The sequence below is a fragment of the Gordonia amicalis genome (genome assembly GCF_022059885.1).
Classification (GTDB): Bacteria; Actinomycetota; Actinomycetes; order Mycobacteriales; family Mycobacteriaceae; genus Gordonia; species Gordonia amicalis.
In genome coordinates this window covers 22,033-45,329 of the sequence record NZ_CP091855.1, presented here as the reverse complement: position 1 = coordinate 45,329, position 23,297 = coordinate 22,033, and the positions used below count along the sequence as shown (strand labels likewise).

Annotated in this window: 20 protein-coding genes; 9 read left to right on the top strand and 11 right to left on the bottom strand. The window is 66.8% G+C overall.

Annotated features, from left to right (window positions below):
- Positions 1–7: 7 nt before the first annotated feature.
- The 5 genes from IHQ52_RS00195 to IHQ52_RS00175 are packed head-to-tail and all read left to right on the top strand — an operon-like array spanning position 8 to position 5,272.
- A complete protein-coding gene (locus tag IHQ52_RS00195; RefSeq protein ID WP_096274678.1) occupies positions 8–1,039 on the top strand; it encodes an MCE family protein in 1,032 nt (343 codons plus the stop codon).
- On the top strand, positions 1,036–2,142 hold the full coding sequence (locus IHQ52_RS00190; RefSeq protein WP_024499730.1) for an MCE family protein: 1,107 nt from the start codon (positions 1,036–1,038) through the stop codon (positions 2,140–2,142). The genes IHQ52_RS00195 and IHQ52_RS00190 overlap by 4 nt, the downstream gene beginning before the upstream one ends.
- Positions 2,139–3,257 (top strand): MlaD family protein, encoded by a 1,119-nt coding sequence (locus IHQ52_RS00185; protein WP_024499731.1) that lies wholly within the window; start codon positions 2,139–2,141, stop codon positions 3,255–3,257. Before IHQ52_RS00190 ends, IHQ52_RS00185 begins: the two co-directional genes overlap by 4 nt.
- Entirely contained in the window at positions 3,254–4,513 is a 1,260-nt protein-coding gene (locus tag IHQ52_RS00180; protein ID WP_024499732.1) for an MlaD family protein, read from the top strand. Before IHQ52_RS00185 ends, IHQ52_RS00180 begins: the two co-directional genes overlap by 4 nt.
- Positions 4,514–4,543: 30 nt before the next feature.
- Positions 4,544–5,272: a hypothetical protein gene (locus IHQ52_RS00175; protein ID WP_024499733.1), complete on the top strand. Its 729-nt coding sequence runs from the start codon at positions 4,544–4,546 to the stop codon at positions 5,270–5,272.
- Between the two features lie 18 nt (positions 5,273–5,290).
- On the opposite strand, the gene IHQ52_RS00170 is transcribed toward IHQ52_RS00175, so the two are convergent.
- Entirely contained in the window at positions 5,291–5,608 is a 318-nt protein-coding gene (locus tag IHQ52_RS00170) for a hypothetical protein (RefSeq protein ID WP_024499734.1), read from the bottom strand.
- Between the two features lie 289 nt (positions 5,609–5,897).
- Complete coding sequence (locus IHQ52_RS00165) at positions 5,898–7,145, bottom strand: HNH endonuclease (protein WP_024499735.1); 1,248 nt, start codon at positions 7,143–7,145, stop codon at positions 5,898–5,900.
- A gap of 264 nt (positions 7,146–7,409) precedes the next feature.
- Here IHQ52_RS00165 and IHQ52_RS00160 point away from each other — a divergent pair, with 264 nt between their 5' ends.
- Complete coding sequence (locus IHQ52_RS00160; RefSeq protein WP_024499736.1) at positions 7,410–8,483, top strand: ADP-ribosylglycohydrolase family protein; 1,074 nt, start codon at positions 7,410–7,412, stop codon at positions 8,481–8,483.
- Here the strand turns inward: IHQ52_RS00160 and IHQ52_RS00155 are convergent.
- Positions 8,468–9,175, bottom strand: coding sequence for a type 1 glutamine amidotransferase (locus IHQ52_RS00155; RefSeq protein WP_238064021.1), 708 nt, complete (start codon positions 9,173–9,175; stop codon positions 8,468–8,470). The two genes, IHQ52_RS00160 and IHQ52_RS00155, sit on opposite strands and share 16 nt — an antisense overlap.
- 274 nt (positions 9,176–9,449) lie before the next feature.
- Between IHQ52_RS00155 and IHQ52_RS00150 the strand changes: the two genes are divergently transcribed.
- From IHQ52_RS00150 to IHQ52_RS00140, 3 genes are all read left to right on the top strand, one after another.
- Positions 9,450–10,745 (top strand): hypothetical protein, encoded by a 1,296-nt coding sequence (locus IHQ52_RS00150; protein ID WP_024499738.1) that lies wholly within the window; start codon positions 9,450–9,452, stop codon positions 10,743–10,745.
- Positions 10,746–10,824: 79 nt separating this feature from the next.
- On the top strand, positions 10,825–11,604 hold the full coding sequence (locus tag IHQ52_RS00145) for a hypothetical protein (protein ID WP_024499739.1): 780 nt from the start codon (positions 10,825–10,827) through the stop codon (positions 11,602–11,604).
- A gap of 98 nt (positions 11,605–11,702) precedes the next feature.
- Positions 11,703–12,200 (top strand): NADPH-dependent FMN reductase, encoded by a 498-nt coding sequence (locus IHQ52_RS00140; protein ID WP_024499740.1) that lies wholly within the window; start codon positions 11,703–11,705, stop codon positions 12,198–12,200.
- A gap of 78 nt (positions 12,201–12,278) precedes the next feature.
- On the opposite strand, the gene IHQ52_RS00135 is transcribed toward IHQ52_RS00140, so the two are convergent.
- The 8 genes from IHQ52_RS00135 to IHQ52_RS00100 form a co-directional block, all read right to left on the bottom strand.
- Positions 12,279–13,718 (bottom strand): CYTH and CHAD domain-containing protein, encoded by a 1,440-nt coding sequence (locus tag IHQ52_RS00135; RefSeq protein WP_024499741.1) that lies wholly within the window; start codon positions 13,716–13,718, stop codon positions 12,279–12,281.
- Positions 13,719–13,877: 159 nt separating this feature from the next.
- Complete coding sequence (locus tag IHQ52_RS00130) at positions 13,878–14,606, bottom strand: mycothiol-dependent nitroreductase Rv2466c family protein (protein ID WP_096274677.1); 729 nt, start codon at positions 14,604–14,606, stop codon at positions 13,878–13,880.
- Between the two features lie 97 nt (positions 14,607–14,703).
- The gene (locus IHQ52_RS00125; protein WP_096274676.1) at positions 14,704–16,944 is read right to left on the bottom strand and encodes an NADP-dependent isocitrate dehydrogenase; all 2,241 of its coding nucleotides are present in this window, start codon (positions 16,942–16,944) and stop codon (positions 14,704–14,706) included.
- Between the two features lie 221 nt (positions 16,945–17,165).
- Positions 17,166–18,827, bottom strand: a complete 1,662-nt coding sequence (locus tag IHQ52_RS00120) for a SulP family inorganic anion transporter (RefSeq protein ID WP_024499744.1) — start codon at positions 18,825–18,827, stop codon at positions 17,166–17,168.
- Positions 18,824–19,189: an ArsR/SmtB family transcription factor gene (locus tag IHQ52_RS00115; RefSeq protein WP_024499745.1), complete on the bottom strand. Its 366-nt coding sequence runs from the start codon at positions 19,187–19,189 to the stop codon at positions 18,824–18,826. The genes IHQ52_RS00120 and IHQ52_RS00115 overlap by 4 nt, the downstream gene beginning before the upstream one ends.
- 136 nt (positions 19,190–19,325) lie before the next feature.
- Complete coding sequence (katG, locus tag IHQ52_RS00110) at positions 19,326–21,551, bottom strand: catalase/peroxidase HPI (RefSeq protein WP_024499746.1); 2,226 nt, start codon at positions 21,549–21,551, stop codon at positions 19,326–19,328.
- A 49-nt stretch (positions 21,552–21,600) separates the two neighbouring features.
- Complete coding sequence (locus IHQ52_RS00105; RefSeq protein ID WP_191834533.1) at positions 21,601–22,032, bottom strand: Fur family transcriptional regulator; 432 nt, start codon at positions 22,030–22,032, stop codon at positions 21,601–21,603.
- An 87-nt stretch (positions 22,033–22,119) separates the two neighbouring features.
- Positions 22,120–23,181 (bottom strand): MBL fold metallo-hydrolase, encoded by a 1,062-nt coding sequence (locus tag IHQ52_RS00100; protein ID WP_024499748.1) that lies wholly within the window; start codon positions 23,179–23,181, stop codon positions 22,120–22,122.
- Positions 23,182–23,297: the final 116 nt, after the last annotated feature.

Here is a 23,297-nt window from a genome sequence, read left to right as displayed (position 1 = left end):
CCGCCGCATGACCGAACGATCGCCCCGGAAGCCGATCGCCGAACGGAACTCGCTCTACCTCGGCCTCGGAGGTGTGGGCGCACTCGTCCTCGTCGTGGCGCTCGTCGTCGGCATCAGTGCGATCGACGTCGGGCGGAAGAACATCGAGGCCGAGTTCGCGCAGGCCGGCGAGATCCGGAACGGCGATCAGGTGACCCTCGCCGGCGTGCCGGTGGGGGAGGTCAAGGGTTCGCGTCTCGACGGGAACCGGGTCATCATCTCGATGAACATCGACCGCGGAGTGCGTCTCGGCAACGACACCAAGGCAGCGATCAAACTGACCACCATCCTCGGGTCGCGCTACATCGCGATCACCCCGCAGGGATCGGGATCGCTGGAAGGCGACCGGATTCCGTTGGGAAACACGCAGGTTCCCTACGACCTGCAGGACACGATCGAGGACGCCACCACCAACTTCGAGAAGGTCGACGCCGGTGGACTCGCCGACGCCATGACCACGCTGTCGACGCAGCTGGAGGGGGCGCCGGAAGTGGTCCCGGAGGCCATCTCCACCGCGCACACCCTCTCGGAGATCATCGCGACCCGGCGTACTCAGCTCGGCGAGCTTATCACCGGCGCCGAACGTGTCACCACGGTCATCCGGAACCAGGAGAGCAACATCGGGTCGCTGATGGTGCAGAGCCGAAACCTGATGGTCGAGTTGACCCGCCGCCGTGACGGCGTCACCGGGATGTTCAACGCCACCACCGCACTCGTCGCACAGTTGCACCGCATCACCGTCGTGAACCGTCCGGCGATCGATGCTCTGATCGAGGACCTGAACGGGATGCTCGGCGCGCTCGCCCGCCACGACGACCTGCTGCGCAACACCCTGCAGGCTCTGCCGCTGCCGGTGCGCAACTTCACCAACGCGACCGGCGCCGGCAACTATGTCGACTTCACCGGACCCGCAGGCTTTCTCATCGACTCGTGGATGTGCGCGCTGAGTGGTCGAGCCGAACAGGTCGGACGCGCACCGTATTTCGAGGACTGCCGATGAGACGACCACGTATGCGCACGCTGGTGGTGGTGACGGCGATCGCCGTCGCGGTTGCGGCCACGGTCGCCGCGATCTGGAACCCGTCCACCGGTGCCCACCGGATCGTCGCTCAGTTCGACAGTGCCGCAGGCCTGTACGAGGGCAACAAGGTGTCGGTGCTGGGGATCACCGTCGGCCACATCGCCGACATCAGCCCACGGGGCACCGTCGTCGACGTCACCATGGAGGTCGACGATGAGATCGCACTGCCCATCGACGTGGAGGCGGTGGCGGTGTCGTCGTCGGTGCTCACCGACCGGCACATCGAACTCACGCCCGCCTACTCGGGCGGACCGAAGCTGTCGGGTGATGCATTCCTGCCCCTCGACCGAACCCACACACCGATCGAATTCGACCGGTTGCTGACGATGACCGACAATTTGGCCGGCGAACTCGGTGGAGACGGCAAGGGTGGGGGACCGATCGCGGACATGCTGTCGGTGACCTCGGAGTCCCTGGACGGCAACGGTCCGGCGCTACGCGACGCACTCGGGCAGCTGTCGAAGGCCCTGCGCACCGGAGCCGATCCGAGTGCCACCCGGGAGGCGATCGTGAAACTCGTCGACAACCTCGACGTCCTCACCGAGGCCGCGGCGAACAACGACAAGACGATCCGCGAGTTCGGCGGAAGCCTCCGTGCGATGAGTCAGGTCATCGCGGATCAGCAACTGGGCCAAGGCAACACCGGCGCGAAACTCAATGAGATCCTCGCCAGGACCTCGGAACTGCTCAAGGAGAACCGGATTCCGCTGCGGAACGCGGCACGCGATGCGACGACCGTCACGCGGACGCTGTCCGACTACGAACGCGAGCTTTCCGAGTTCCTGAATCTGACGCCGATGCTGATGAACAACGCGTACAACGCGATCGACCAGCCGAACGGCACCATTCGGGTGCACACCTTCGCCGACCGGATCCTCTTCGACCAGCAGGTCCTCAAGGAGGTCTGCAATCTGGCGAAACTGAAGGACCTCGGGTGCAACACCGGTAAGCCGCAGGATTTCGGGCCGGACTTCGGGGTGACGGCCATGCTGGCAGCGATGGCGGGGGTCGGGCAGAAATGAGCGTCGTACAGCGAATCCGCACCGGGGCCGTCCCTGCCGTGGTGTTCCTGCTGGCCTGCGTCCTCACCGGGTGTTCGGTGGGCCTGGGACAGATCCCGCTTCCGTCCCCGGGCACGAGCGGGGACGGCTTCGAGCTGAAGGCGCAGTTCGACAATGCGCTGAACCTGCCCGCCAAGGCGAAGGTCCGGCTCCTTGGCGCCGACGTGGGATTCGTGGAGTCGATGGAGGTGGACGACTATCTCGCCGACGTCGGCATGCGAATCGCCGACGGTACCCGTCTACCGGACGGAACCCGTGCCGAATTGCGTTCGGCCACGCCTCTCGGCGACGTGTTCGTCGCCCTCGAACCGCCCGCCGAACCGGAGCCGGGCGCCGCCCTCCTCGGTGACGGCGACGTCATCCCGCTGGATCACACCTCGGCGGGTGCGACGGTCGAGGAAGTGCTGTCGACGGCCGCCATGCTGGTCAACGGCGGTGCCATCCGCAACCTCACCGACATCGTCAACGGTCTCGGCGAATCACTCGGCGACGACGGAGAGCAACTCGGCACGCTCGTCCGCCAGTCCACGGTGCTCGTCTCCTCGCTGTCGGAGCGCACCGGCGAGATCGAGGCCGTCCTCGGCGCGGCCGGCCGGTTGGCGTCGACGGTGTCGGCGCGGCAGCAGACCATCGACTCCGCCCTCGCGGCTGCCGGACCCGCACTGTGGACCGTGGCCGACAACACGCAGTCGATCCTGGCGACCGTCGAACAGGTCGACCGGATCATCCGGCAACTCGGCGCGTTCCCCTCGGTGAAGGGGACCGCAGCAGGCGGAATGATGGACGACATCAACCGGATCGCCGCGTCGCTGAACGCCGCGGCGACGGTTCCCGGGGCGAGTCTCGACGCGGTCAACCGCATCCTCGGCCCGATCGTCAAACTGACCAACGCGACTTCGGGGCACACGGATGTGGCGATCTCCCAGTTCGCGATCGGTGCCTTCGACGATCCGAACCACCGAGGTGATCCGGGGTCGCGACTTCCGGACATTCGTGACTGGGAGCAGTTCGTCGGATCGCTGTCGCTCACGCTGATGCGATTGCGTCAGCACGTGGAGCCGGGGGCGCCGCGATGAGCGCGCGGCCCGACCTCGTGGAAACCGGGGCCCGCGGCATCGTCGCCGCGGTGCGATGGGGGCGTCGTCGTCGAAACTGGTTGTCGGTGTTGGGTCTACTGACGATTCTTGTCGTCGGTGTGGCGTACCTGATGCTCGACACCCTGCAGCGCGATCCGACCGCGTCGAACATCCGCGTCGAGGTCGAACTCGCGCAATCCGGTGGGCTGCTTCCGAATCAGGATGTGACACTGCGCGGCGTGCCGGTCGGTCGTGTCGACGCGGTACGGATCGACGGCGAGGGTGTGCGTGTGGTCGCCACCATCGACGCCGGCATCAGGATCCCGGCCGACGGAGAAGTCCGGGTGTCGAGTCTGTCGCCGGCCGGTGAACAGTTCCTCGACTTCCAGCCGGCCAGCGATTCGGCGCCGTTCCTCACCGACGGGACCGTCGTCGAGGAGAAGCGCACCACCACTCCGGTGCCGATGGCCACCCTGTTGGAGAGCATGGATCCGGCTCTCGCCCAGATCGACACGGAACAGCTGAAGCTCATCATGAACGAGCTCGGTACCGGCGACGAGGGTGCGCAGAAACTCCGCGACATCGTGCGGGGTGGTACGTTCCTGGTGTCGACTCTGGATTCGGTGCTGCCGCAGACCGTGAACGTCATCCGGACCAGCAAGGTCGTGCTCACCACACTCGCGGACACGGCTCCGGGGTTGCGGGCGACTGCGGGCAACCTCGAATCCTCGCTTGCCGGTGTGGGTTCCATGGACGCCGGATTACGCCGGATGCTCGATCAGACGCCGGCCACACTGCGCGACGTCGATCAGCTGTTCACCGACAACTCGCCGACGATGGTGCAGCTGCTCGGCAACCTGGTCACGGTGTCGCAGATGGCATACCTGCGCGTCCCGGCGCTGCGGGAGTTCTTCTTCCCGACGCAGCGCTCGGGGTCGACACTCGACGCGATCAGCACGGCCTTCCGCGACGGCGGGCTGTGGGGCAGTGTCGACGTCTTCCCGCGCGTCCCATGTGATTACGGACTGCCCCGGGCGGCGCCGTCGCGCCCGGACTTCCCGGAACCGTTCCTCAACACGCACTGCAAGAACACCGAACTCCTTCCGCGCGGCGCGGGTGCGGCGCCACGACCGCCGGGGGACGACACGAACCTGCCGAGGCCGGGCAGCGATCCCCATGCCCGGACCGACCCGACTCCACGTGGCCCGCAGACCATTCCGACACCGTTCGGCGGGCCGGACATCCACTTCAACTAGACCACCCGCATCCGATCGAGAGGTGACACCGTGAGCACTGCCACGACGAACAAGACGACCGGCACCAAGGCGCCACGGGGCAAGGACGTCGTCAAGAAGTCGCCCGTGCGCGGGGGCAAGTCCCGACGACCCCGTGAAGAAACGGTCGTCGACGACGTCTCGACCGAGACCGCCGCCGAGACCACCGAGATCGAGGTCGGCGACGCCGAGGCGTCGGACACACCCGAGGTCGCCGGAAAGGGGACGCGTCGTCGTCCCGTGATCCGGGCGGGACGGCTGGCCGGTCTCCTGCGGCCGCGCCGTGTCGTTGCGGTCCTCGCGATCCTCGCGCTGCTCGCCGGTGGGGGATATGCGGGTTGGAAGCTCTACGAGAACCATGCGGTCGACCACGCCGAGCAGCAGGCGGTGGCCACCGCCAAGGACTACGCGGTGACGTTGACCAGCATCGACTCCGGCAGCATCGACCAGAACTTCACCGAGGTCCTCGGCGGCGCGACCGGCGAGTTCAAGGACATGTACTCGCGGTCCAGCAACCAGCTCAAGCAGATGCTCGTCGACAACAAAGCCACCAGCAAGGGTGTCGTCATCGACGCGGGCGTGAAGTCGGCGACGACCGATCGCGTCGTGGTGATGCTGTTCGTCGACCAGTCGATCACCAACACCGCGAGCCCGGAACCGCGCGTCGACCGTAGCCGTGTGCTGATGACCATGGACAAGATCGACGGTCGCTGGCTGGCGAGCAAGGTGGATCTGCCCTGACCATCGGATGCGGACGACTCAGCGTCGCGGCGCCGGCGGGTCCCCAGCCGGGCGCAGCGCCCAGGACGGCACCCAGTGCGTCACCTTCTCCTGCCGGTCCTTGGCGGTGATCGTGTAGGTCACCTTGCCGTACCAGGCGCCCCATTCGTCACGTCCCCACTCGGTCAGAACGCCCAGGTGGACGGACCGTATCTGCAGGCCGTCGGGGTTGTATTCGCCGGTGAAGTGGGGTGCGTTGGGGTAGAGGGCACCCAGGTCGATGAGCACCGCCTTGTGGCCGACCCGCACGAATGCCGGCCGGTGTGGTTGGCCGTTGTCCCCGCCAATCCACTTCATGCTCACGACAGAAGTATCGCACGTGTGTTCGAATCATGGCAGCGGTGGTGGCTGGTCATCTCGCGGGCTACGCGGGCGCAGGGCGGCCCGGCGGAAAGGTGTGTGTGTTGGTTCGCTCCCACCCGTTCCTGCTCACGCCGGATGCGTGAGCAGGAACGAGCGGCTGCGCCGGCGATCGATCAACACTGTGGAGTTGTCAAGTATCAAATGCGGTCCCGCAGGGCCGCGAGTTGGTCGGGGCAGATTGATCCGATGTGTGGCGCAAACTGCCCCAGATCTGGGTGGTCGGTCAGGCGGCGTCGTCGAGTCGCATGGTGCGCCGGTTGTAGGCCGGTTGCGGGCGGCGTTGGGGGTCGATGTGGGCGGGCGGGATGAGCCAGGGGTGGCGGTCGAAGCCGATCATGATGGCCCAGCCGTGGTGGTGAACCTGGGAGTGGCAGCGCTGGCAGAGCAGGCAGCCGTTGTCGAGTTCTGTTTCACCGTCGTCGGACCAGTGCTCGATGTGGTGCACCTGAGTATGTGACGGTGGCGCACCGCATTTGATGCACGACTGGTCTCGGAGGACGATCGCCTTGCGTAGGTGCGGTGGGAACAGTCGTCGTTCGCGACCCATCTGCAGCGGCACGGTTTCGCCGTCGATGATGACCTCGGTCAGGGTGCCGTCGCAGGACAACCGTTTCGCGGTCGCCTGGGTGACCGGTCCGGTCCAGGGCAGGAACGCGGGATCGCCGCCGTCGGCGGGAATGGTCAGCACCACTTGGGTTCGTGGTGTGCCGATCGTGTCGAGGGCGGCTCCGATCGCAGCCTGATCCAACAACAACTCGAGAGCATCGACGCGCCGCCGGCCGACCGAGCGTCGGTCCTCGGCGCCGTCGGGTTCGGGACGCGGCACGGACCGTTCGTCGATCATGGCGATGAACTTCTCACCCACACTCTGGGTCACGTCGGCGTGGATCTCCACCCGATTGTCGTCGGTCATGTGGTGCGACAACGTGTCCAGGGCGCGGTCGTCGCACGCGGGAATGCCGCCCTCCTCGTCGGCGATGGTGTTGCCGATGGACGAAGCGTGCTTGCCGATCTCGGCGGGTGTCGCGCCAGACAAAGCCTGAGCGAGGAGATCGATCTCGTATGCGTCCCGATCGTCGTCGGAAAGCATTGTGGGTGAGCGCTTCTCGATAGCGGCGATGCCGCGCACGATGGCGTCGACGACCTCGCCCGAGAGGCGGCCGTCGGCGGCGCAGGCCTCGACCTTGCTCAAGGTGCCCATCGCTTCGGCGATGCGGGTGGCGCGCGTCGACACCGCGGGTGCGAATCCCATCTCGATCAGTAGCTTCTTAGTGGTCGAGCCCGCCTTCTCTGCGACGCGCAGAGCGTCGAGTGCCGCTGCGTGAGAAACGATCTGGTGATCTACGGTGTTGCGGATCAGGCGCAGGAGATTGAGCTGTTCGAACGTTGCTCGACCGGTGGGGTCATCGGCGGGCGGGGTGATCTCGCCGAGTCGGTCGAGGACGGCGCCGAGCGAAGTGGTGTCGATCATGACGGCAGCTTCCCCTCATGGGAGTGTCGATGCGGTTGGTGAGGCCCGTCGGTGACTGCTGCTCCGTCGTCAATTTCTGTGTCTTCGGTTCTACCTCGGGGGTCTGACAAGAACTGCGGACCGGCTGCCCCGGCCGATGTGATCGACGAAGCGGTCACACTCACAGCACGACGAGGCGTAGGCCTCGATCGAACTGTCGTCGTGCGAATGTCGTCCCTGCATGTGAACATGGTTGGAACACCGTGGAAAGTGCAGGTGACACCGATGAAGGATCAGTTTGTTGGTTGCCTGATCGGGGGTGCGGTCGGGGACGCGCTCGGGGGATCGGTCGAGTTCATGTCACGATCGGCGATCGTCGATCGATTCGGTCCGGCCGGGATCACCTCCTATGCCCCCGCGTACGGCGGGATCGGCACCATCACCGACGACACCCAGATGACGCTGTTCACTGCCGAGGGACTGCTGCGCGCGTGGGTGCGGGACTGCGACGGCGGCATCTCGTGCTTCGCCGCGACGACGGCCCTCGCCTACCTTCGCTGGTTCATCACGCAGGGTGAACACCCGCGTCACGGCGTGCTGCCGATGACCGAACGAGCCACCTGGTTGATGAGCCACCGGGAACTCCATGACCAGCGCGCACCCGGCACCACTTGCCTGAGTGCTCTGCGCGCGACGACACGACCGGGTGCGCCGGCATCCAACAACAGCAAGGGCTGCGGCGGCGTCATGCGAGTCGCCCCCGTCGGGTTGTTCGCATCGCGCGCCGAATGGTCGGCGGTCGGAACCTTCGACCTCGCAACCTCGCTCGCGGCACTGACGCACGGTCATCCGTCGGGCTCATTGAGCGGAGGCGTACTCGCAGTGATGATCCGTGACCTCGTCGAAGGTGCGACGCTCGATGAGTCGCTCGCCGGCGCGAAGGACATCCTGCGAACCAAACCGGAGCACGACGAGACCCTCGCCGCCGTCGAACTCGCCGAGCAGGTCGCTGCCGAGAACGTTGCGCCGGAGGAAGCCATCGCCCGTCTCGGCGAGGGGTGGGTGGCCGAAGAGGCGCTCGCGATCTCGATCTACTGCGCGCTCGTCGCGCGCGACTTCGAACACGGGGTGATGATCGCGGTCAATCACGACGGCGACTCGGATTCGACCGGGGCGATCACCGGGAACCTTCTCGGCGCGCGTGACGGCATCGGGGTGATCGGCGAGCAGTGGCTCGAACCGCTCGAACTCCGCGACGTCATCACCGAGATGGCAACGGACCTCTACGAATTCACCGACTGGGAACTCGACGCCCCGGGCGTCGCCGAGAAGTACGTCGGACTTCAGCCGACGGGATGACCGATCCCGGCGTGCTCGAGGAAGCCTTCGACGAGCCGGTCGCAGCGGGCCGCGGCGTCGACTGCGGCAGCGTCGATCTCAGCGGCGAGTGCCCGGGTGTCGACCTTTCCGTCGTCGCTGCCGGATCGTGCGCTCGTGAAACCCTCGCGCCAGCCGGAGAAGCAGTCCGACGTGATCTCCGGGTGGAACTGCACGCCCAGGTGAGGTCCGGAGACGTACGCCTGCACACCCGCATCGTTGACCGCGATCACCTCGGCGACGTCGGTCACGGTGATGGTGTCGCGGTGGAACTGCATCCAGGGACCCGCTTCGACCAGATCGGGGCGGGTGGTGCTGACGGTGGTGAAGCCGTGCTCGGGACGCGTGCTCGGTGCCACCGAACCACCGAGAGCCCTCGCGAGGATCTGGGCGCCGAAGCAGACACCGAGGACCGGCACCTGCTGGGTGATCGTCGCCGAGAGGTACTCCAGTTCAGGGCCGATCCACGGCAGCGTCGTGTCGAAAGCCGAATCCGGGGAGCCGGTCACGCACACCAGGTCGAACCCGCTCGCGTCGGGCAGTGATCCGTCTACGACGTCACGGATGACGGCATCGAAGCCGCGGTCGGTGAAGGCGGGGAGCAACGAACCGAGTACCGATTCGCGCCACTCCGGCCGCACTCCGTGAACAAGTGCGAGAACACTGCCGCCCACCCGAACTCCTCTCGATCCGCTGTGACCAGCCAGGGTAGTCGTCGGTGGGTCTCCCAACCGGGTCAGGGCATGGCGACAATCGGCGTGGTTCGGGTCACGTCCGCCATCCGGGCAGGTCAGGGTGTTGCCGGTGAAGGGCCGAGGTGCGCAATACGGGCGCCACGGTCAGGTTGCCGATCGGTTACAGCCGTCGGATTGAGTACTCCTGCACGGTGATGCCGACGGTGCCGTCCGGCGCCTTCACGGCCACCGGTGGCATGAGGAGGCACGACATATGACAGTGAAGGTCGCGGCGGGCACAGGTGACGCCGGAACCCGGTTGCTCGCAGGAGCATCGGGTGTGGGTTTCATCCTCGCGGTCTGCGGCTCGAACGCGATGACGCCGCTGCTGCCCGGCTACATGGACCGCCACGGTTTCGGTCCGGCCGCGGCCGCGGTGTTGTTCGCCACCTACTTCGTCGCGCTCATCGTCATCCTGCTGATCTCCGCACGCGGCCCGCTCATCCGGCACACGCGCAAGGTGCTGCCGATTGCGTTCCTCACGGCCATCGTCGGCGACCTGGTGGAGATCGTCGGCGCCTGGTATCCGCTGGTGCTGTTCCCCGGGCGGTTGATGACAGGCGCGTCGGTGGCGCTCAGCACCGGTGCGGCGGCGGCGATGATGGTGGCGGCCCGCGGCGAGAAGGGTCGTGCGTTCATGGCGACGGGTTCTCTCATCGGTGCCGGGTCCGGACTCATCGCCGCGATCCTGATCGCGGTGTACCTGCCCTGGCAGCTGGTGACGGTCTACGCCATCCACGCGGTCGCGATGACGATCTGTCTCGGCTTCCTGTTCGCGGGACTCCGGGCCGCCCCGGATCTCCTTGCGCCAGGACGTGATCCGGTGCCGGTCGGTGAGCCGGAGATCGCGGACGTACCCTCGGCGCACACCGGAGATCTCGACGTGGTGGTCGACTCGTCCCGGTCCCGCGACCCGGGTGCGTTCCTCGTCGGGGCGCTGGCCTGGGCGATCGGCGCGCTCGCGGTGGGAGCCATGCCGAATGCGATTCTCGCGACGGGCATCAGCGAGTCGTTGCTCGTCGCGCAGTGTGTCGGCGGCGCATGCCTGATCGTCTCGATGCTGGCGAACTTCGCCGGCGTGGGTCTCCGCGTCGTCACCACGCTGCCGTCGGTGGGATTGCTCCTGGCGTTCGGCTGGTCGATCGCGATCGCGGGTCTCGCGGTGGGCCGACTTGAGGTGATCCTGTTGGGTACCGTCATCGGCGGCATCGGCCAAGCCGGTGGCTACCGGGTCGCGCTGGCGTACATCACCGTCGGGCTCACGCCCATCCAACAGGGCCGGGTGGCGGCCACGTTCTCGGCCTTCGCCTACAGCGGGGCCGGGGTGATGGTGGTGCTCGACGGCATCGCCGGGCAGCTGGCCGGGACAATCGGTGGGGCCGTCGCGATCGGTGTGATCTATGCGGTCATCTCGGCGATCGCGATCGCGCTGGTGCTCCGGCGTACACGGGTGGCGACACCGACCGTTCCCCGGGCGGTGGATCGCCAGACGGCGGACACGACTTCGTGACTGCTGCCGGCCGTCGGTGATGTTGCAGTTCAGCGGTTTCCACATGGTCGGAGTCGAACCTGTGCCTACGGTGGGAGCCATGGCATCTGTCGCACGCGTCTCCGGTCCGATCACCTGGCTCGCGGTGATTCTCGCAGTGGCGCAGGTGGTGGCGCCCGTTGTGCCGTTCTCGGGGATCGGTGCCTCACCCGATGAGTCGACGACCGATCTGCTCATCACGCCGGCCGGCTGGACGTTCTCCATCTGGAGCCTGATCTACCTGCTGTCGCTCGTCGTCGCACTCGCGGTGGTCTGGAAGGGATCGACAGGGACCGCCGATCCACGTCGCCTGCTCATCGACCTCGAGATCGCGTTCGCCGGTGCGGCCGTCTGGATTCTGGTGTCCGCCGCGGAATGGACGTGGATCACCCCGATCGTGCTGACCGTCATGGCGGTGGTGCTGCTCGACGCAGCACGGATCGCAGCGCGCCCCGCCGACGACGCGGCACCCGGCTGGTTGCGAGTGCTCACCCGCGTCCTGGTCGGCATCTACGCCGCCTGGGCCACGGCCGCGGTCTTCCAGAACTGGGCGGCCGCCATCGGCGCCGACCTCGCCGACCCGCAGTCCCTCGGCTGGCAGCTGACGGTCCTGATCCTGTGCGCCCTGTTCGGGCTCGCCGTGACCGCGGTGGTCGGCTCCGTGCTGGTCGCCTATCCGCTCACTCTGGTCTGGGCCTTCCTCGGAATCCTGGCCACGGCGCAGGGCGAGACGACCGCCGTCGTCGGAGTCGCGATCGGCACGATCGTCGCCCTGGTGGTCACGACGGGCGTCGTGTTCGTGGTGCGGCGTCGTGGTGGTGCGGTTCTGGCGTCGGGGTGACGTCAGAACCGGCGTGATCGGTATCCCCGTTGGGTGGTGCGCCCGCGACGGCGCCCGGATAGCATCCAGCACGGTTCATTCCGACGAGAGGCACCGCCATGACCACCACCGTCGTCGCAGGCAACCCGAAACCCGGCTCGCGGACGCTCGACGCGGCCAACCGGCTCGCCGAGGCGCTGACCGGATCTGCACCCGACCACGTGGTCGACGTCATCGAACTCGGCCCTGGTCTCCTCGGCTGGGGCGACGAGAAGGTCAAGGCGGCCGTCGAGACCGTTGCGTCGTCGGATCTCGTCATCGTCGCGAGCCCGACGTTCAAGTCGACCTACACCGGTGTGCTGAAGCTCTTCCTCGACCAGTTCGCGACCGGTGACGGTCTGCGTGGCGTCACCGCGGTGCCGCTCATGTTGGGGGCGGGTCCGGCGCACGCCATGGCACCCGACCTGCTGCTCAAGCCGGTGCTCGTGGAACTCGGCGCCGTGTGCCCGTTGCCCGGTCTCTACCTGATCGACTCCACCTACACCACCGACACCCGCATCGCCGACTACACCGATCGGTGGGCATCGGCGTTGCAGCCCAAGGTTTCCGACGCCTGATCCGACAGGGGACCGTGTGTCCGACAGGTCATCACGTTCTTGCGGGTCACGTCCGACCGGAGAGAGGCCGTCACGGCCTCACTTCCCGCGGTTGAACGCTCTTGTCCTCGCGGACGCCGCGGCGTCGAGTTCCCGCTGGTACAGGATGCCGTAGGTGAATCCGTTCTCCCCGTCGCGGGTGCCTGCGCTCGCGCCCAGTTCGCGAAGGGTCCGAGCTGCCACGACGGCATCCTGATGCTCGCCGAGAATGGTCTGGATCTTCTTGTAGCGCTTGGCCTGACCGCGACCCACGCTCTTGTCCACGGCGGGTGCCGCGAGTTCGCCTGCGTAGCGGGCGCGTTTCGCGGCTTTGCGTGCACGATGAAGATCCTCGTCGTGCCCGGTCGACATGGCGCGGGCCAGGCGTCTGTCGGCCTTCCGGGACGAGCGTGTGGCGATGCGTCGAAGTTGTTGTCGTCGAATTCGGCTGTCGGCCAGCGGGATCGATGCAGTCCACGCCGACAGGGTCGTCAGTAGCTGTCGGTACCGGTCAGATGTCATCGTCTCGGTGACGCCCTGGCGGTGACGTCGTTGCCGTGCCGAGAGCTCTTCCTCGATGCGGGCGGCCACCGGGCCGAGGACCAGCTCATCGGGTAGGTCCGCCACGGCTGCGGCGAACCGCGCCCGGAGAACCTCGAGATCGCGGACCTCTCCGAGTATGCCTGCAAGCCAGCGGAGCTCGTCATCGAAGGTCGACAACCCAGGTGCGTCGAACAGTGCGGCACAGGTGCGCAACGTGCTGCGGAGGCGGCGGATCGCCACGCGCACGGGATGGACGGGGTTCTCCCCGCGACGCAGCGCCACGTCACCGGCGAAGATCGCCCGAATCTGTTCGTGCACATAGCCGACGACGGCTGAGGTTGCCGGCGACGCCGAGTCGTTCCGGCGCGGCGCGGCGTATCCGACGGCGCGTTCGAAGGTCGACGACGCCGAAGCGGGTCGCGCGCCCGCACCGACGAGTCGTTTGCGCACGTCCTTGGGGACTCTGGATGAGCGGGGGCCAGGTGTCACGCCGACCTCGCGCCACCTCGTGGCCGTCGCGACCGGTCCGGTGACCGTCGCCGACACGGAATCGTCGATGACCTCGTACATGAGTTCGCGTGCGGAATCGTGATACCGATGGCGGGTACGCCGGGTGTGGATGATGGCCGCCACGGTCAGGTCGTTGCCGAGACGCAGTCCCCACAGCGTGTCGGCCACCTCGGTGGGTACCGATGTCGACGGTGCGTCGATCTCTCGCGTCGCGTGTCCCTCGGGCAGTGGCACCGTCACATGCCACGCGGATCGGCGGTCATCGCTTTTGGCGTAGACCACGGTCGCGTGATGGGACAGCAGGTCACGGTTCTCGGTGTCGTAGTACGTATCGGTGAACTCGGTCGACGTCACCTCGACGAACTCGGCGGCATCGCCACCGAGCTCGGGGATCGCGGTATCCAGTTCGAAGTCCCAGGTGTTCTCGCCTGTGGTGTCGGTGTGCACGGCGACTCCTCTGGTCGGTTCGGCATGACGGACGCCGACGTCTCCGGCGTCGACGGCCGCATATTGACCTCTGGAGGGTGTCCGGATCGCAGATCGGATAAACGTTGCTGTCGACGTGAACGAGTGACCGGTGCTATTCGAAAGCTGTCTGCCGGCCGATCACTTCTGGGTCCGGCGGCTGCCGCCGTGCCAGTCCTCCTGCTCACCCGCCTCGGCGTCGGTCACGCCGAAGGCCCGGAGCTGTGGCTTCTCGCGCAGGCTGCGCTTGAGTTCGGCGAAACCGGGGAAACTCGCCAGCCCGATCACGTGATCCCACAACGTGAGCGCGTCCTCGTCACTCGGCAAGCGACTGATGACGGGGCCGAAGAACGCCACGCCCTCCGGCGGCCGGAAGTGGATGATCGGTGTCCCGACGTCGCGGCCGGTCAGCACGAGCGCCTCGTCGGTCTCGGCCTGGATCTCCGCGTCGATATCGGTGTTCTCCAGCGCGTCGACGTGGTGGGCGGGAAGTCCGAGTTCTTCCAGTACCGGCTCGAGGAAGCCGACGGTACCTCGATAGTCGGTGTTGTCGACCGTGTAGGTGCCGGTGTGTTCCTCGAAGATCCGGGTGCCGAGAGCGGTGTAGAGCGGAGCGATCGCGTCGCGGCCGTGTTCCCGACGGACGCTCGCGGCCACGCGCAGCAGCCGGAGTCCGGCGGTGTGTCCGGCCTCGTACTCGGGTGGGAAGTGCGCGGCGTAGTCGATGTGCGCGTTCAACAGGCGCAGCGAGATGAACCGCCAGTCGACGCGGTAGTCGCGCTGCGCCTGGACCTTTCGCACCCATTTGCTCGTCATCCAGGCGAACGGGCACACGGGATCGAAGTAGAAGTCGATGTCGACGTCGGCCATGACGTCGACGGTAGTCCCCAGCGCGCGATACCTGCGAGCACGAAAAACGCCCCGGGTGATCAGATCACCCGGGGCGCCTCGATCCGTGACGCGTGGATCAGAACTCGACGGAAGCGAGAGCCTCGTTGAAGGTCTTGCTCGGACGCATCACCGCAGCGGTCCGGTCCCAGTCCGGGTAGTAGTAGCCGCCGAGGTCGACCTGCTGACCCTGAGCCGAGTTCAGCTCCTCGACGATCTTCTCCTCGTTCTCGGCGAGGGTCTCGGCCAGCGGCGCGAACTGCTTGGCCAGGTCGGTGTCCTCGGTCTGACCGGCCAGTTCCTGGGCCCAGTACAGGGCGAGGTAGAACTGGCTGCCGCGGTTGTCGAGCTCGCCGGTCTTGCGCGACGGACCCTTGTCGTTCTCGAGCAGCTTGCCGGTCGCCGCGTCGAGTGCCTTGGCCAGGATCACCGCGCGCTGGTCGTCGAACTTCTTGCCCACGTCCTCGAGGCTGGCCCCGAGGGCCAGGAACTCACCCAGCGAATCCCAGCGGAGATGGTTCTCCTCGATGAGCTGCTTGACGTGCTTGGGCGCCGAACCGCCGGCACCCGTCTCGTACAGGCCGCCACCGGCCATCAGCGGCACGATCGACAGCATCTTCGCGCTGGTGCCGAGCTCCAGGATGGGGAAGAGGTCGGTGAGGTAGTCGCGCAGGATATTGCCGGTCGCCGAGATGGTGTCGAGACCGCGGACGACGCGTTCGAGGGTGTACCGCATGGCACGGACCTGCGACATGATCTGGATGTCCAGACCCTCGGTGTCGTGCTCGGGAAGGTACTTGTGGACCTTCTTGATCAGCTCGTTCTCGTGCGGACGGTACGGGTCGAGCCAGAAGAGAACGGGCATACCCGAGTCGCGGCAGCGGTTCACGGCCAGCTTGATCCAGTCCTGGATCGGGGCGTCCTTGACGATGCACAGACGCCAGATGTCGCCCTCTTCGACGGTCTGGGTCAGCAGGACCTCACCGGTCTCGATGTCGGTGATGTTGGCGGTGCCGCCGACCGGGACCTCGAAGGTCTTGTCGTGCGAGCCGTACTCCTCGGCCTTCTGCGCCATCAGGCCGACGTTGGGGACGGTGCCCATCGTGGTGGGATCGAACTGCCCGTTGGTCTTACAGAAGTTGATCATCTCCTGGTAGATGCGGGAGAAGGTCGACTCCGGGTTGACCGCCTTGGTGTCCTTGAGGCGTCCGTCGGCGCCGTACATCTTGCCGCCGGCACGGATCATCGCGGGCATCGAGGCGTCGACGATGACGTCGCTGGGGGAGTGGAAGTTGGTGATGCCGCGGGCCGAGTCGACCATGGCCAGCTCGGGACGGTGCTCGTGGCACTTGTGCAGGTCGTCGACGATCTCCTCACGCTGGGCGCTCGGCAGCGACTCGATCTTGCTGTAGAGATCCGACAGGCCGTTGTTCACGTTGACGCCGAGCTCGTCGAACAGGTCGCCGTGCTTCTCGAAGGCGTCGCGGTAGAAGACCTTGACGGCGTGGCCGAAGACGATCGGATGCGAGACGCGCATCATCGTCGCCTTGACGTGGAGCGAGAACATGACGCCGGTCTTGTAGGCGTCCTCGATCTGCTCTTCGTAGAACTTGATGAGCGCCTTCTTGCTCATGAACATGCTGTCGATGACGTCGCCGTCGGTGAGCTCGATCTCGGGCTTGAGGACCAGGGTCTCGCTGCCGTCGTCGGGGATGAGTTCCATCTTGACCTTGCGGTCGCCGTCGACGGTCATCGACTTCTCGCCGTGGTAGAAGTCGCCTTCGCGCATGTGCGCGACGTGGGTGCGCGATGCCATCGACCACTCGCCCATGCTGTGCGGGTGCTTGCGCGCGTACTCTTTGACGGCCTTCGGGGCACGACGATCGGAGTTGCCCTCACGCAGGATCGGGTTGACCGCGCTGCCGAGGCACTTGGTGTACCGGTCGCGGATCGCCTGCTCTTCCTCGTTCTTCGGACTGCCCGGGAAATCGGGAAGGTCGTAGCCCTTCTCCTGGAGTTCCTTGATGGCGGCGTGGAGCTGCGGGACCGACGCGCTGATGTTGGGCAGCTTGATGATGTTGGTGTCGGGCTCCTGGGTGAGCTTGCCCAGTTCGCCGAGGTTGTCCGGAACCTTCTGGTCTTCGGGCAGGAGATCGGAGAACTCGGCGAGGATTCGCGCCGCGACCGAGATGTCGCTGGTTTCGACTTCGATGCCGGCCGCGCCGGCGAACGTACGCACCACCGGCAGAAACGCGTGGGTGGCGAGCATGGGAGCTTCGTCGGTCAACGTGTAGATGATGGTCGGCTTTTGGGTGCTCATGCCTGATGTTCTCGATTCTGTCTGTATTAACCGGTGTCGCCGGCGACCTTGTGAGTCAGGCTTCACCGATACCACGCTTGCGGTGTGCTCGTGTGACAACTACCCCCCGATTCTGCCCCCTGTGATCAGCCTCGCGTTCAGGGGCCTCGGGTCTTGTGGTTCGATGCCGCCGGAGGCGGGGCGGCGCGATACCTCGGGGGGTCGGCGTCGATGCAGGTAGTTCATATTCTCTCGCGTTCGACGTGACTCCGCGCGTGGGCGATGGCCTCGTCGAGGGTGTCGACGAGGTGGTTGTCATGACGCAGGGAGTCGAAGACCCCGACGCCCTCGAGGAGTTCGAGGTGGTCGGGCTGCACGCCCTTGATGATGACGGTGATCCCGCGGTTCTCGAGTTCGGTGACGATCTCGGCCAGCGAGTGCGCGCCCGTCGCGTCGAGCATGCCGAGCCGCGACATCCGGATGATGACGACCGACACCGATTCGTCGGGGTGGTCGGCGATCGTGGTCGAGATCCGCTCGGCCGCGCCGAAGAACATCGCACCGTCGAGGCGGAGCAGCGCGATCCGCTCGTCGCCGGGTCGAGGGTCGCCGGGCAGCGGCTCGCGGGTCACGCTGGACCGTTGCGCCACCTGGCGCAGGGCGAAGAACGCGGCCACGACGATGCCGATCTGGACGGCCTCGATGAGGTCCAGCGTGACGGTGATGATCGCGGTGACGACGAAGATCAGCGCGTCCGACCGGGTGGATTTGAGGATCGCGCGGACGGTACCGACGGACACCATGCGGAACGAGGTCACCATCAGTACCCCGGCCAGCGCGGCAAGGGGGATCGCCGAGACCGGACCGGTCGCCAGGTAGACGACCCCGAGCAGCAGTAGTGAGTGCACTATCGCGGCGACGCGTGTACGTGCGCCGGAACGCACGTTGACCGCGGTACGGGCGATGGCCCCGGTCGCCGGCATACCGCCGAACATTCCCGACGCGACCGAGGCCAGACCCTGACCGGCGAGCTCGCGGTCGGGGTCATAGGGGCCCGTCGGCGACATGGTGGCCGCGACGCGCGCCGACAGCAGCGACTCGATCGCGGCGAGGGCCGCGATGGCGACCGCGGCGCCGAGAACCGACTTCACCATCGCCGGGTCTACGTGCGGGATCGACGGGGCGGGCAGCGAGGACGGCAGCTCACCGATGCTGGCGACGTCGAAGAGGCCGGTGAAGTGGACGATCAGGGTGACGACGATGACGGCGGTGAGTGACTCGGGAATGCTGCGGTGGATGCGCGGTAACACGAGCATGATCACGGCGACCATCGCGACGACGGCCAGCGCGGGCCAGGCGGTCGACCAGTCGGCGTTCACGACGACGTCGACGGCTGCGTTGAGGGTGCGTGCGCCGGACGGTGCGACGGTGCCGAACGCGGCCGGCACCTGCTGCAGGAAGATGATCGCCGCGATGCCGAGGGTGAAACCCTCGATGACCGGCCAGGGGATGAAGGTGACGGCGCGGCCGAGACCGAGGACACCGGCCACCAGCACCAGGACGCCGGCCAGGACGGTGACGACCGCGATGCTGCTCAGACCATGCTCGGCGACGATCGGCGCGAGGATGACGGCCATCGCGCCGGTGGGCCCGGACACCTGGACGTGTGAGCCACCGAAGATCGCGGCGACGAGCCCGGCGACGACGGCGGTGATCAGGCCGGCGGCGGCGCCGACACCCGAGCTGATGCCGAACGCCAGCGCCAACGGAAGCGCGACGACGCCGACGGTGATGCCTGCGACGACATCGGCGCGCCAGCTGCGTCGGAGCCCCGCGTAGTCGCTGCGGCGGGGGACGAATCTGGCCGTTCGAGAGAGGACACCGGTGAGGACGTTGGTGCTCATCGGGGTGTCACCGGTGGTAGCGACGAGATGGCATCGAACTGTTCGCGCTGTGCGCCGAGGGTGTCGATCAAGAAGGTCCGGGCGATGACCAAGAGGTCGGAGATCTTCGGGTGCGCGAGTTCGTAGAATACGGCGTTGCCGGTGCGGTTGCCGGTGACGACATGGTGACGCTTGAGTACGCCGAGATGCTGGGACAGCAGCGTCGGCTCGAGTTCGGTCGCCGTTAGCAGCTCGCTCACCGCAGTCGGTTCACCGTTGGCGCTCAGGATCTCGAGGACGCGGATGCGCGCCGGGTGGGCGAGCGCCTTGAACAGGTTGGCCTTGATCTCGTACAGCGGCTGCTCGGGGCTGGGATCGGGCACGGGTCACTCCAGGGGAAAGCACTAGTTGACGGATTGATGGATTGAAGGATTGCTCAATCCATACTATAGCGCGTGCCGACACGAAAGCACCCCGCGGCCCTGGTCCGCGGGGTGCCTCCCGATCGACGAGCCGAAATCAGCTCACATCGAAACGATCATTGTTCGACACCTTCACCCACGCCTTGACGAAGTCGTTGACGAATCGCTCGGCCGAATCATCCTGGGCATAGACCTCGGAGAGTGCGCGGAGCTGCGAGTGCGAGCCGAACACCAGGTCGGCCGTGGTCGCCGTCCACTTGGTCTCGCCGGACGCACGGTCGACGACCTCGTAGGCGTTCTCCTCCGAACCCGACTTCCACTCGAAGCCCATGTCGACCACGTTGCGGAAGAAGTCGGTCGACAGGACTCCCGGACGGTCGGTGAACACGCCGTGCTTCGAGCCGCCGTGGTTGACGTCGAGGACGCGGAGACCGCCGACCAGCACCGTCAACTCAGGAGCGGTGAGATCGAGCATGTAAGCGCGCTCGAGGAGCAGCTCCTCCAGTGGCGCCTTCTCTCCGCCGCGGCTGTAGTTGCGGAAACCGTCCGCGCGGGGTTCGAGCACCTCGAACGAGTCGACGTCGGTGCTCTCCTGCGAGGCATCGGTGCGTCCCGGTGTGAACGGCACGGTGACCGGGAATCCCGCTGCCTCCGCGGCCTTTTCCACCGCGGCGGCACCGCCGAGGATGATGAGGTCCGCCAAGGACACCTTCTTGCCGCCGGACGCCGAGTCGTTGAAGTCCTTCTGGACCTGCTCGTACACCGGCAGCACCTTGGCGAGCTCACCGGGCTCGTTGATCTCCCAGTTCTTCTGGGGCTCGAGACGGATGCGTGCGCCGTTGGCACCACCGCGCTTGTCGGTGCTGCGGAAGCTGGCCGCCGACGCCCACGAGGTCTTGATCAGCTGCGTCGGCGAAAGTGCTTCGAGCAGTTTGCCCTTCAGAGACGCGATGTCGGCGTCGTCGATCAGCTCGTGGTCAACGGCGGGCACCGGGTCCTGCCAGATCTGCGGCTCGGGAACCCACGGGCCGAGGTAGCGGCTGACCGGACCGAGGTCGCGGTGGAGCAGCTTGTACCAGGCCTTGGCGAAGGCCTCCTCGAGCTCCTCGGGATGGTCGAGCCAGCGGCGGGTGATGTCGGCATAGATCGGCGACTCCCGCATCGAGACGTCGGTGACCAGCATGGTGGGCGCGCGTCCCGGGCCGCCGAAGGGATCGGGAATGGTGCCTGCGCCCGCACCGTCCTTGGCGACGTACTGCCACGCACCGGCGGGGCTCTTCTGCAGCTCCCACTCGTAGCCGTAGAGGATCTCGAGGAAGCTGTTGTCCCACTGCGTCGGCGTGTTGGTCCAGACCACCTCGAGGCCGGAGGTGATGGCGTCCTCTGCCTTGCCGCTGCCGTAGCTGGACTTCCAGCCCAGGCCCTGCTGCTCGATCGGTGCAGCCTCGGGCTCGGGACCGACGAGGCCCGCGTCCCCGGCGCCGTGGGTCTTGCCGAAGGTGTGGCCACCGATGATGAGGGCCGCGGTCTCCTCGTCGTTCATGGCCATCCGGGCGAAGGTCTCTTGGATGTCGTAGGCCGCGGCGACCGGATCCGGCTTGCCCTCGGGGCCTTCCGGATTGACGTAGATGAGACCCATCGTGGTGGCGCCCAGCGGCTTGGCGAGGTCACGCTCACCGGAGTACCGCTTGTCGGTGCCGCCCCACGTGTCCTCGGGACCCCAGTACACCTCTTCGGGCTCCCAGATGTCCTCGCGACCGAAACCGAAGCCAAACGTCTTGAATCCCATGGACTCCAGGGCGACGTTGCCGGCGAAGACCAGCAGGTCGGCCCAGGACAGCTTGGTGCCGTACTTCTGCTTCACCGGCCACAGCAGACGACGTGCCTTGTCCAGGTTTGCGTTGTCGGGCCAGCTGTTCAGCGGGGCGAAGCGCTGTGCGCCCTGCCCGCCGCCGCCGCGGCCGTCGTAGATGCGGTAGGTGCCGGCCGCGTGCCAGCTCATGCGGATGAACAGGCCTCCGTAGTGGCCGTAGTCGGCGGGCCACCAGTCCTGTGACTGGGTCATGATCGAGACGAGGTCGGCCTTGAGTGCCTCGACGTCGAGTTTCGCGAATTCCTTCTTGTAGTCGAAGTCCTCGCCGAGCGGGTTGGACAGCGAAGAATGCGCGTGCAGCCTGGACAGGTCGATCTGCTCGGGCCACCAGTCCTTGTTGGTCAGCGGCGCATGCGCTTTCGGCTCCGGCGAGGGGATGGCCGGATTCTCGCTCTCGCTGGTGCTGCGAGTCTCTTCGGCGGGATTGGGTGGGCGGCTGTCGGAGGTCACGACATTCCTTTCGATGGTGGAACCGGTTGGGCTGCGATCACGGATGTGATCAGGTCGGGGTTGGGCTGACGCAGTCCGGGCAGAGTCCCCAGTAGATGACCTCGGCCTCGTCGAGAACGAAACCGTGGTCGTGGGATGCGGTGAGGCACGGTGCCTCGCCGATTGCGCAATCGACGTCCGCCACGGTTCCGCACGCGCGGCAGACGACGTGGTGATGGTTGTCGCCGGTGCGGAATTCGTAGAGCGACACCGAACCCGACGGCTGGAACCGCCGGATGAGACCGGTTTCGGTCAGTGCCCGGAGGACGTCGTAGACGGCTTGACGGGACACATTCGGCAGCATCTGTCGGACGATGCCGTAGATGGTGTCGGTGTCGGTGTGGGGGTGTTCGTCGACGGCACGCATGACCGCCACCCGTGGTTGGGTGACTCTGAGGTCTGCGGCCCGGAGTTGCTGGGCATAGTCAGATGTCGATGCCACGTGACCCACCATAGGCACGTTCCCTACGGTTGCACGGCGTTTTTCTGGATCTGATCAAAACTCCGCGAGAACACCGGGTTGGGCGTATCAGCGCAGCTCGAGCGTCACGCGGTCGGGGCGCAGGTAGTCCTGCGGGTCGCGGAGATAGCGCACCTCGGGCCGGGCGTCGATGGTTGCCAGCGCGTCGAAGAACGCTCGTTCGCGGTTGACGGCGGGGGTTGCGATCACCGGGAACCAGTCGTCGTGATGGTTGGGCACAAAGACTTTCGGACGGAGTGCGTCGATGTAGCGCAGCGGATCGCCCAGGCCGTTGGTGATCTCGTTGAAGCCCTGGATGGACCCGACGTGGAGGTCGACCGGGCCGAGGTCGCGAAGCGTCGCGAGGATGGCCCGCCCGCCGGGTACCTGGCTCACCGGGCCGACCGAGTCGTTCCACACGATTCGCCGTCCACCGACCTCGAACGCATAGAGGACGGCGCCGCCCTCCGGATCGTCGAGGTGCCCGGCGAGCCGGCCGAGTTCGTCCGCGTGCGGCGGGTTGGTGACCAGGCGGTCGCTCGGCGGAATGGGCAGCAGCGGAGGATGTTCGCCCTCAGGTGCTTTCAGCGTCGAATGGATGTTGCTCATCGCGGTGACCGCGATCCCGGGAATGCCCCGGTAGGGCCGGGTGCTACCCGGACGGGCACCGGCGGCAGCCACCACGTCGCAGGCGACGCGCGGCGCGGACCGGTGGAAGAACGCGCAGTGGCTCGCCGAGCCGACGAGGCGCGCACCGGAGGCGCGGGCGATGTCGACGGCGTCGGCCGCGTGGTCGAAATGCCCGTGCCCGATCAGGATGTGCGAGGGTTTGATCGCGGCGATCTGAGCCCGGGTCGTCGGGACGTGGCCGCGGTAGGCGTTGGGCACCCAGGCGTCGGTGAGAAAGACCTTGCCCGCCATGGCGACCGCGAAGCTCGAGACGCCGAACCAGGAGAAGAGAACGCGGTCGTCGCGCACCGCGCCCGTGGTCTGGTCGACGTTGTCGGCGCCGAACACCGCGGAACGGGCCGCGACGAGCGCGGAATCCGCTCGAGCAGTACTGGCTTGGGGCACGGCGAGACCCGCGACCACAAGCAGCACGGACAGGGTCAGCACGACGCGGCGGCACATGAACCGGCAGTCTACGACCGAACGCGTCAGGGATGGTCGAGGTGTACCGACCGCGGAACGTCCGGGCGTCGTGCCGGGGTGCTCCACACGGGAGACGCAGGATCGTGTCCAAATGG

Coding starts and splice junctions, on each gene's coding strand:
- IHQ52_RS00170 (WP_024499734.1), bottom strand. CDS start 5,608: ATGAAGTGGATTGGCGGGGACAACGGCCAACCACACCGGCCGGCATTC.
- IHQ52_RS00190 (WP_024499730.1), top strand. CDS start 1,036: ATGAGACGACCACGTATGCGCACGCTGGTGGTGGTGACGGCGATCGCC.
- IHQ52_RS00185 (WP_024499731.1), top strand. CDS start 2,139: ATGAGCGTCGTACAGCGAATCCGCACCGGGGCCGTCCCTGCCGTGGTG.
- IHQ52_RS00165 (WP_024499735.1), bottom strand. CDS start 7,145: ATGATCGACACCACTTCGCTCGGCGCCGTCCTCGACCGACTCGGCGAG.
- IHQ52_RS00145 (WP_024499739.1), top strand. CDS start 10,825: ATGGCATCTGTCGCACGCGTCTCCGGTCCGATCACCTGGCTCGCGGTG.
- IHQ52_RS00195 (WP_096274678.1), top strand. CDS start 8: ATGACCGAACGATCGCCCCGGAAGCCGATCGCCGAACGGAACTCGCTC.
- IHQ52_RS00150 (WP_024499738.1), top strand. CDS start 9,450: ATGACAGTGAAGGTCGCGGCGGGCACAGGTGACGCCGGAACCCGGTTG.
- IHQ52_RS00130 (WP_096274677.1), bottom strand. CDS start 14,606: ATGGCCGACGTCGACATCGACTTCTACTTCGATCCCGTGTGCCCGTTC.
- IHQ52_RS00120 (WP_024499744.1), bottom strand. CDS start 18,827: ATGAGCACCAACGTCCTCACCGGTGTCCTCTCTCGAACGGCCAGATTC.
- IHQ52_RS00125 (WP_096274676.1), bottom strand. CDS start 16,944: ATGAGCACCCAAAAGCCGACCATCATCTACACGTTGACCGACGAAGCT.
- IHQ52_RS00160 (WP_024499736.1), top strand. CDS start 7,410: ATGAAGGATCAGTTTGTTGGTTGCCTGATCGGGGGTGCGGTCGGGGAC.
- IHQ52_RS00100 (WP_024499748.1), bottom strand. CDS start 23,181: ATGTGCCGCCGCGTCGTGCTGACCCTGTCCGTGCTGCTTGTGGTCGCG.
- IHQ52_RS00140 (WP_024499740.1), top strand. CDS start 11,703: ATGACCACCACCGTCGTCGCAGGCAACCCGAAACCCGGCTCGCGGACG.
- IHQ52_RS00180 (WP_024499732.1), top strand. CDS start 3,254: ATGAGCGCGCGGCCCGACCTCGTGGAAACCGGGGCCCGCGGCATCGTC.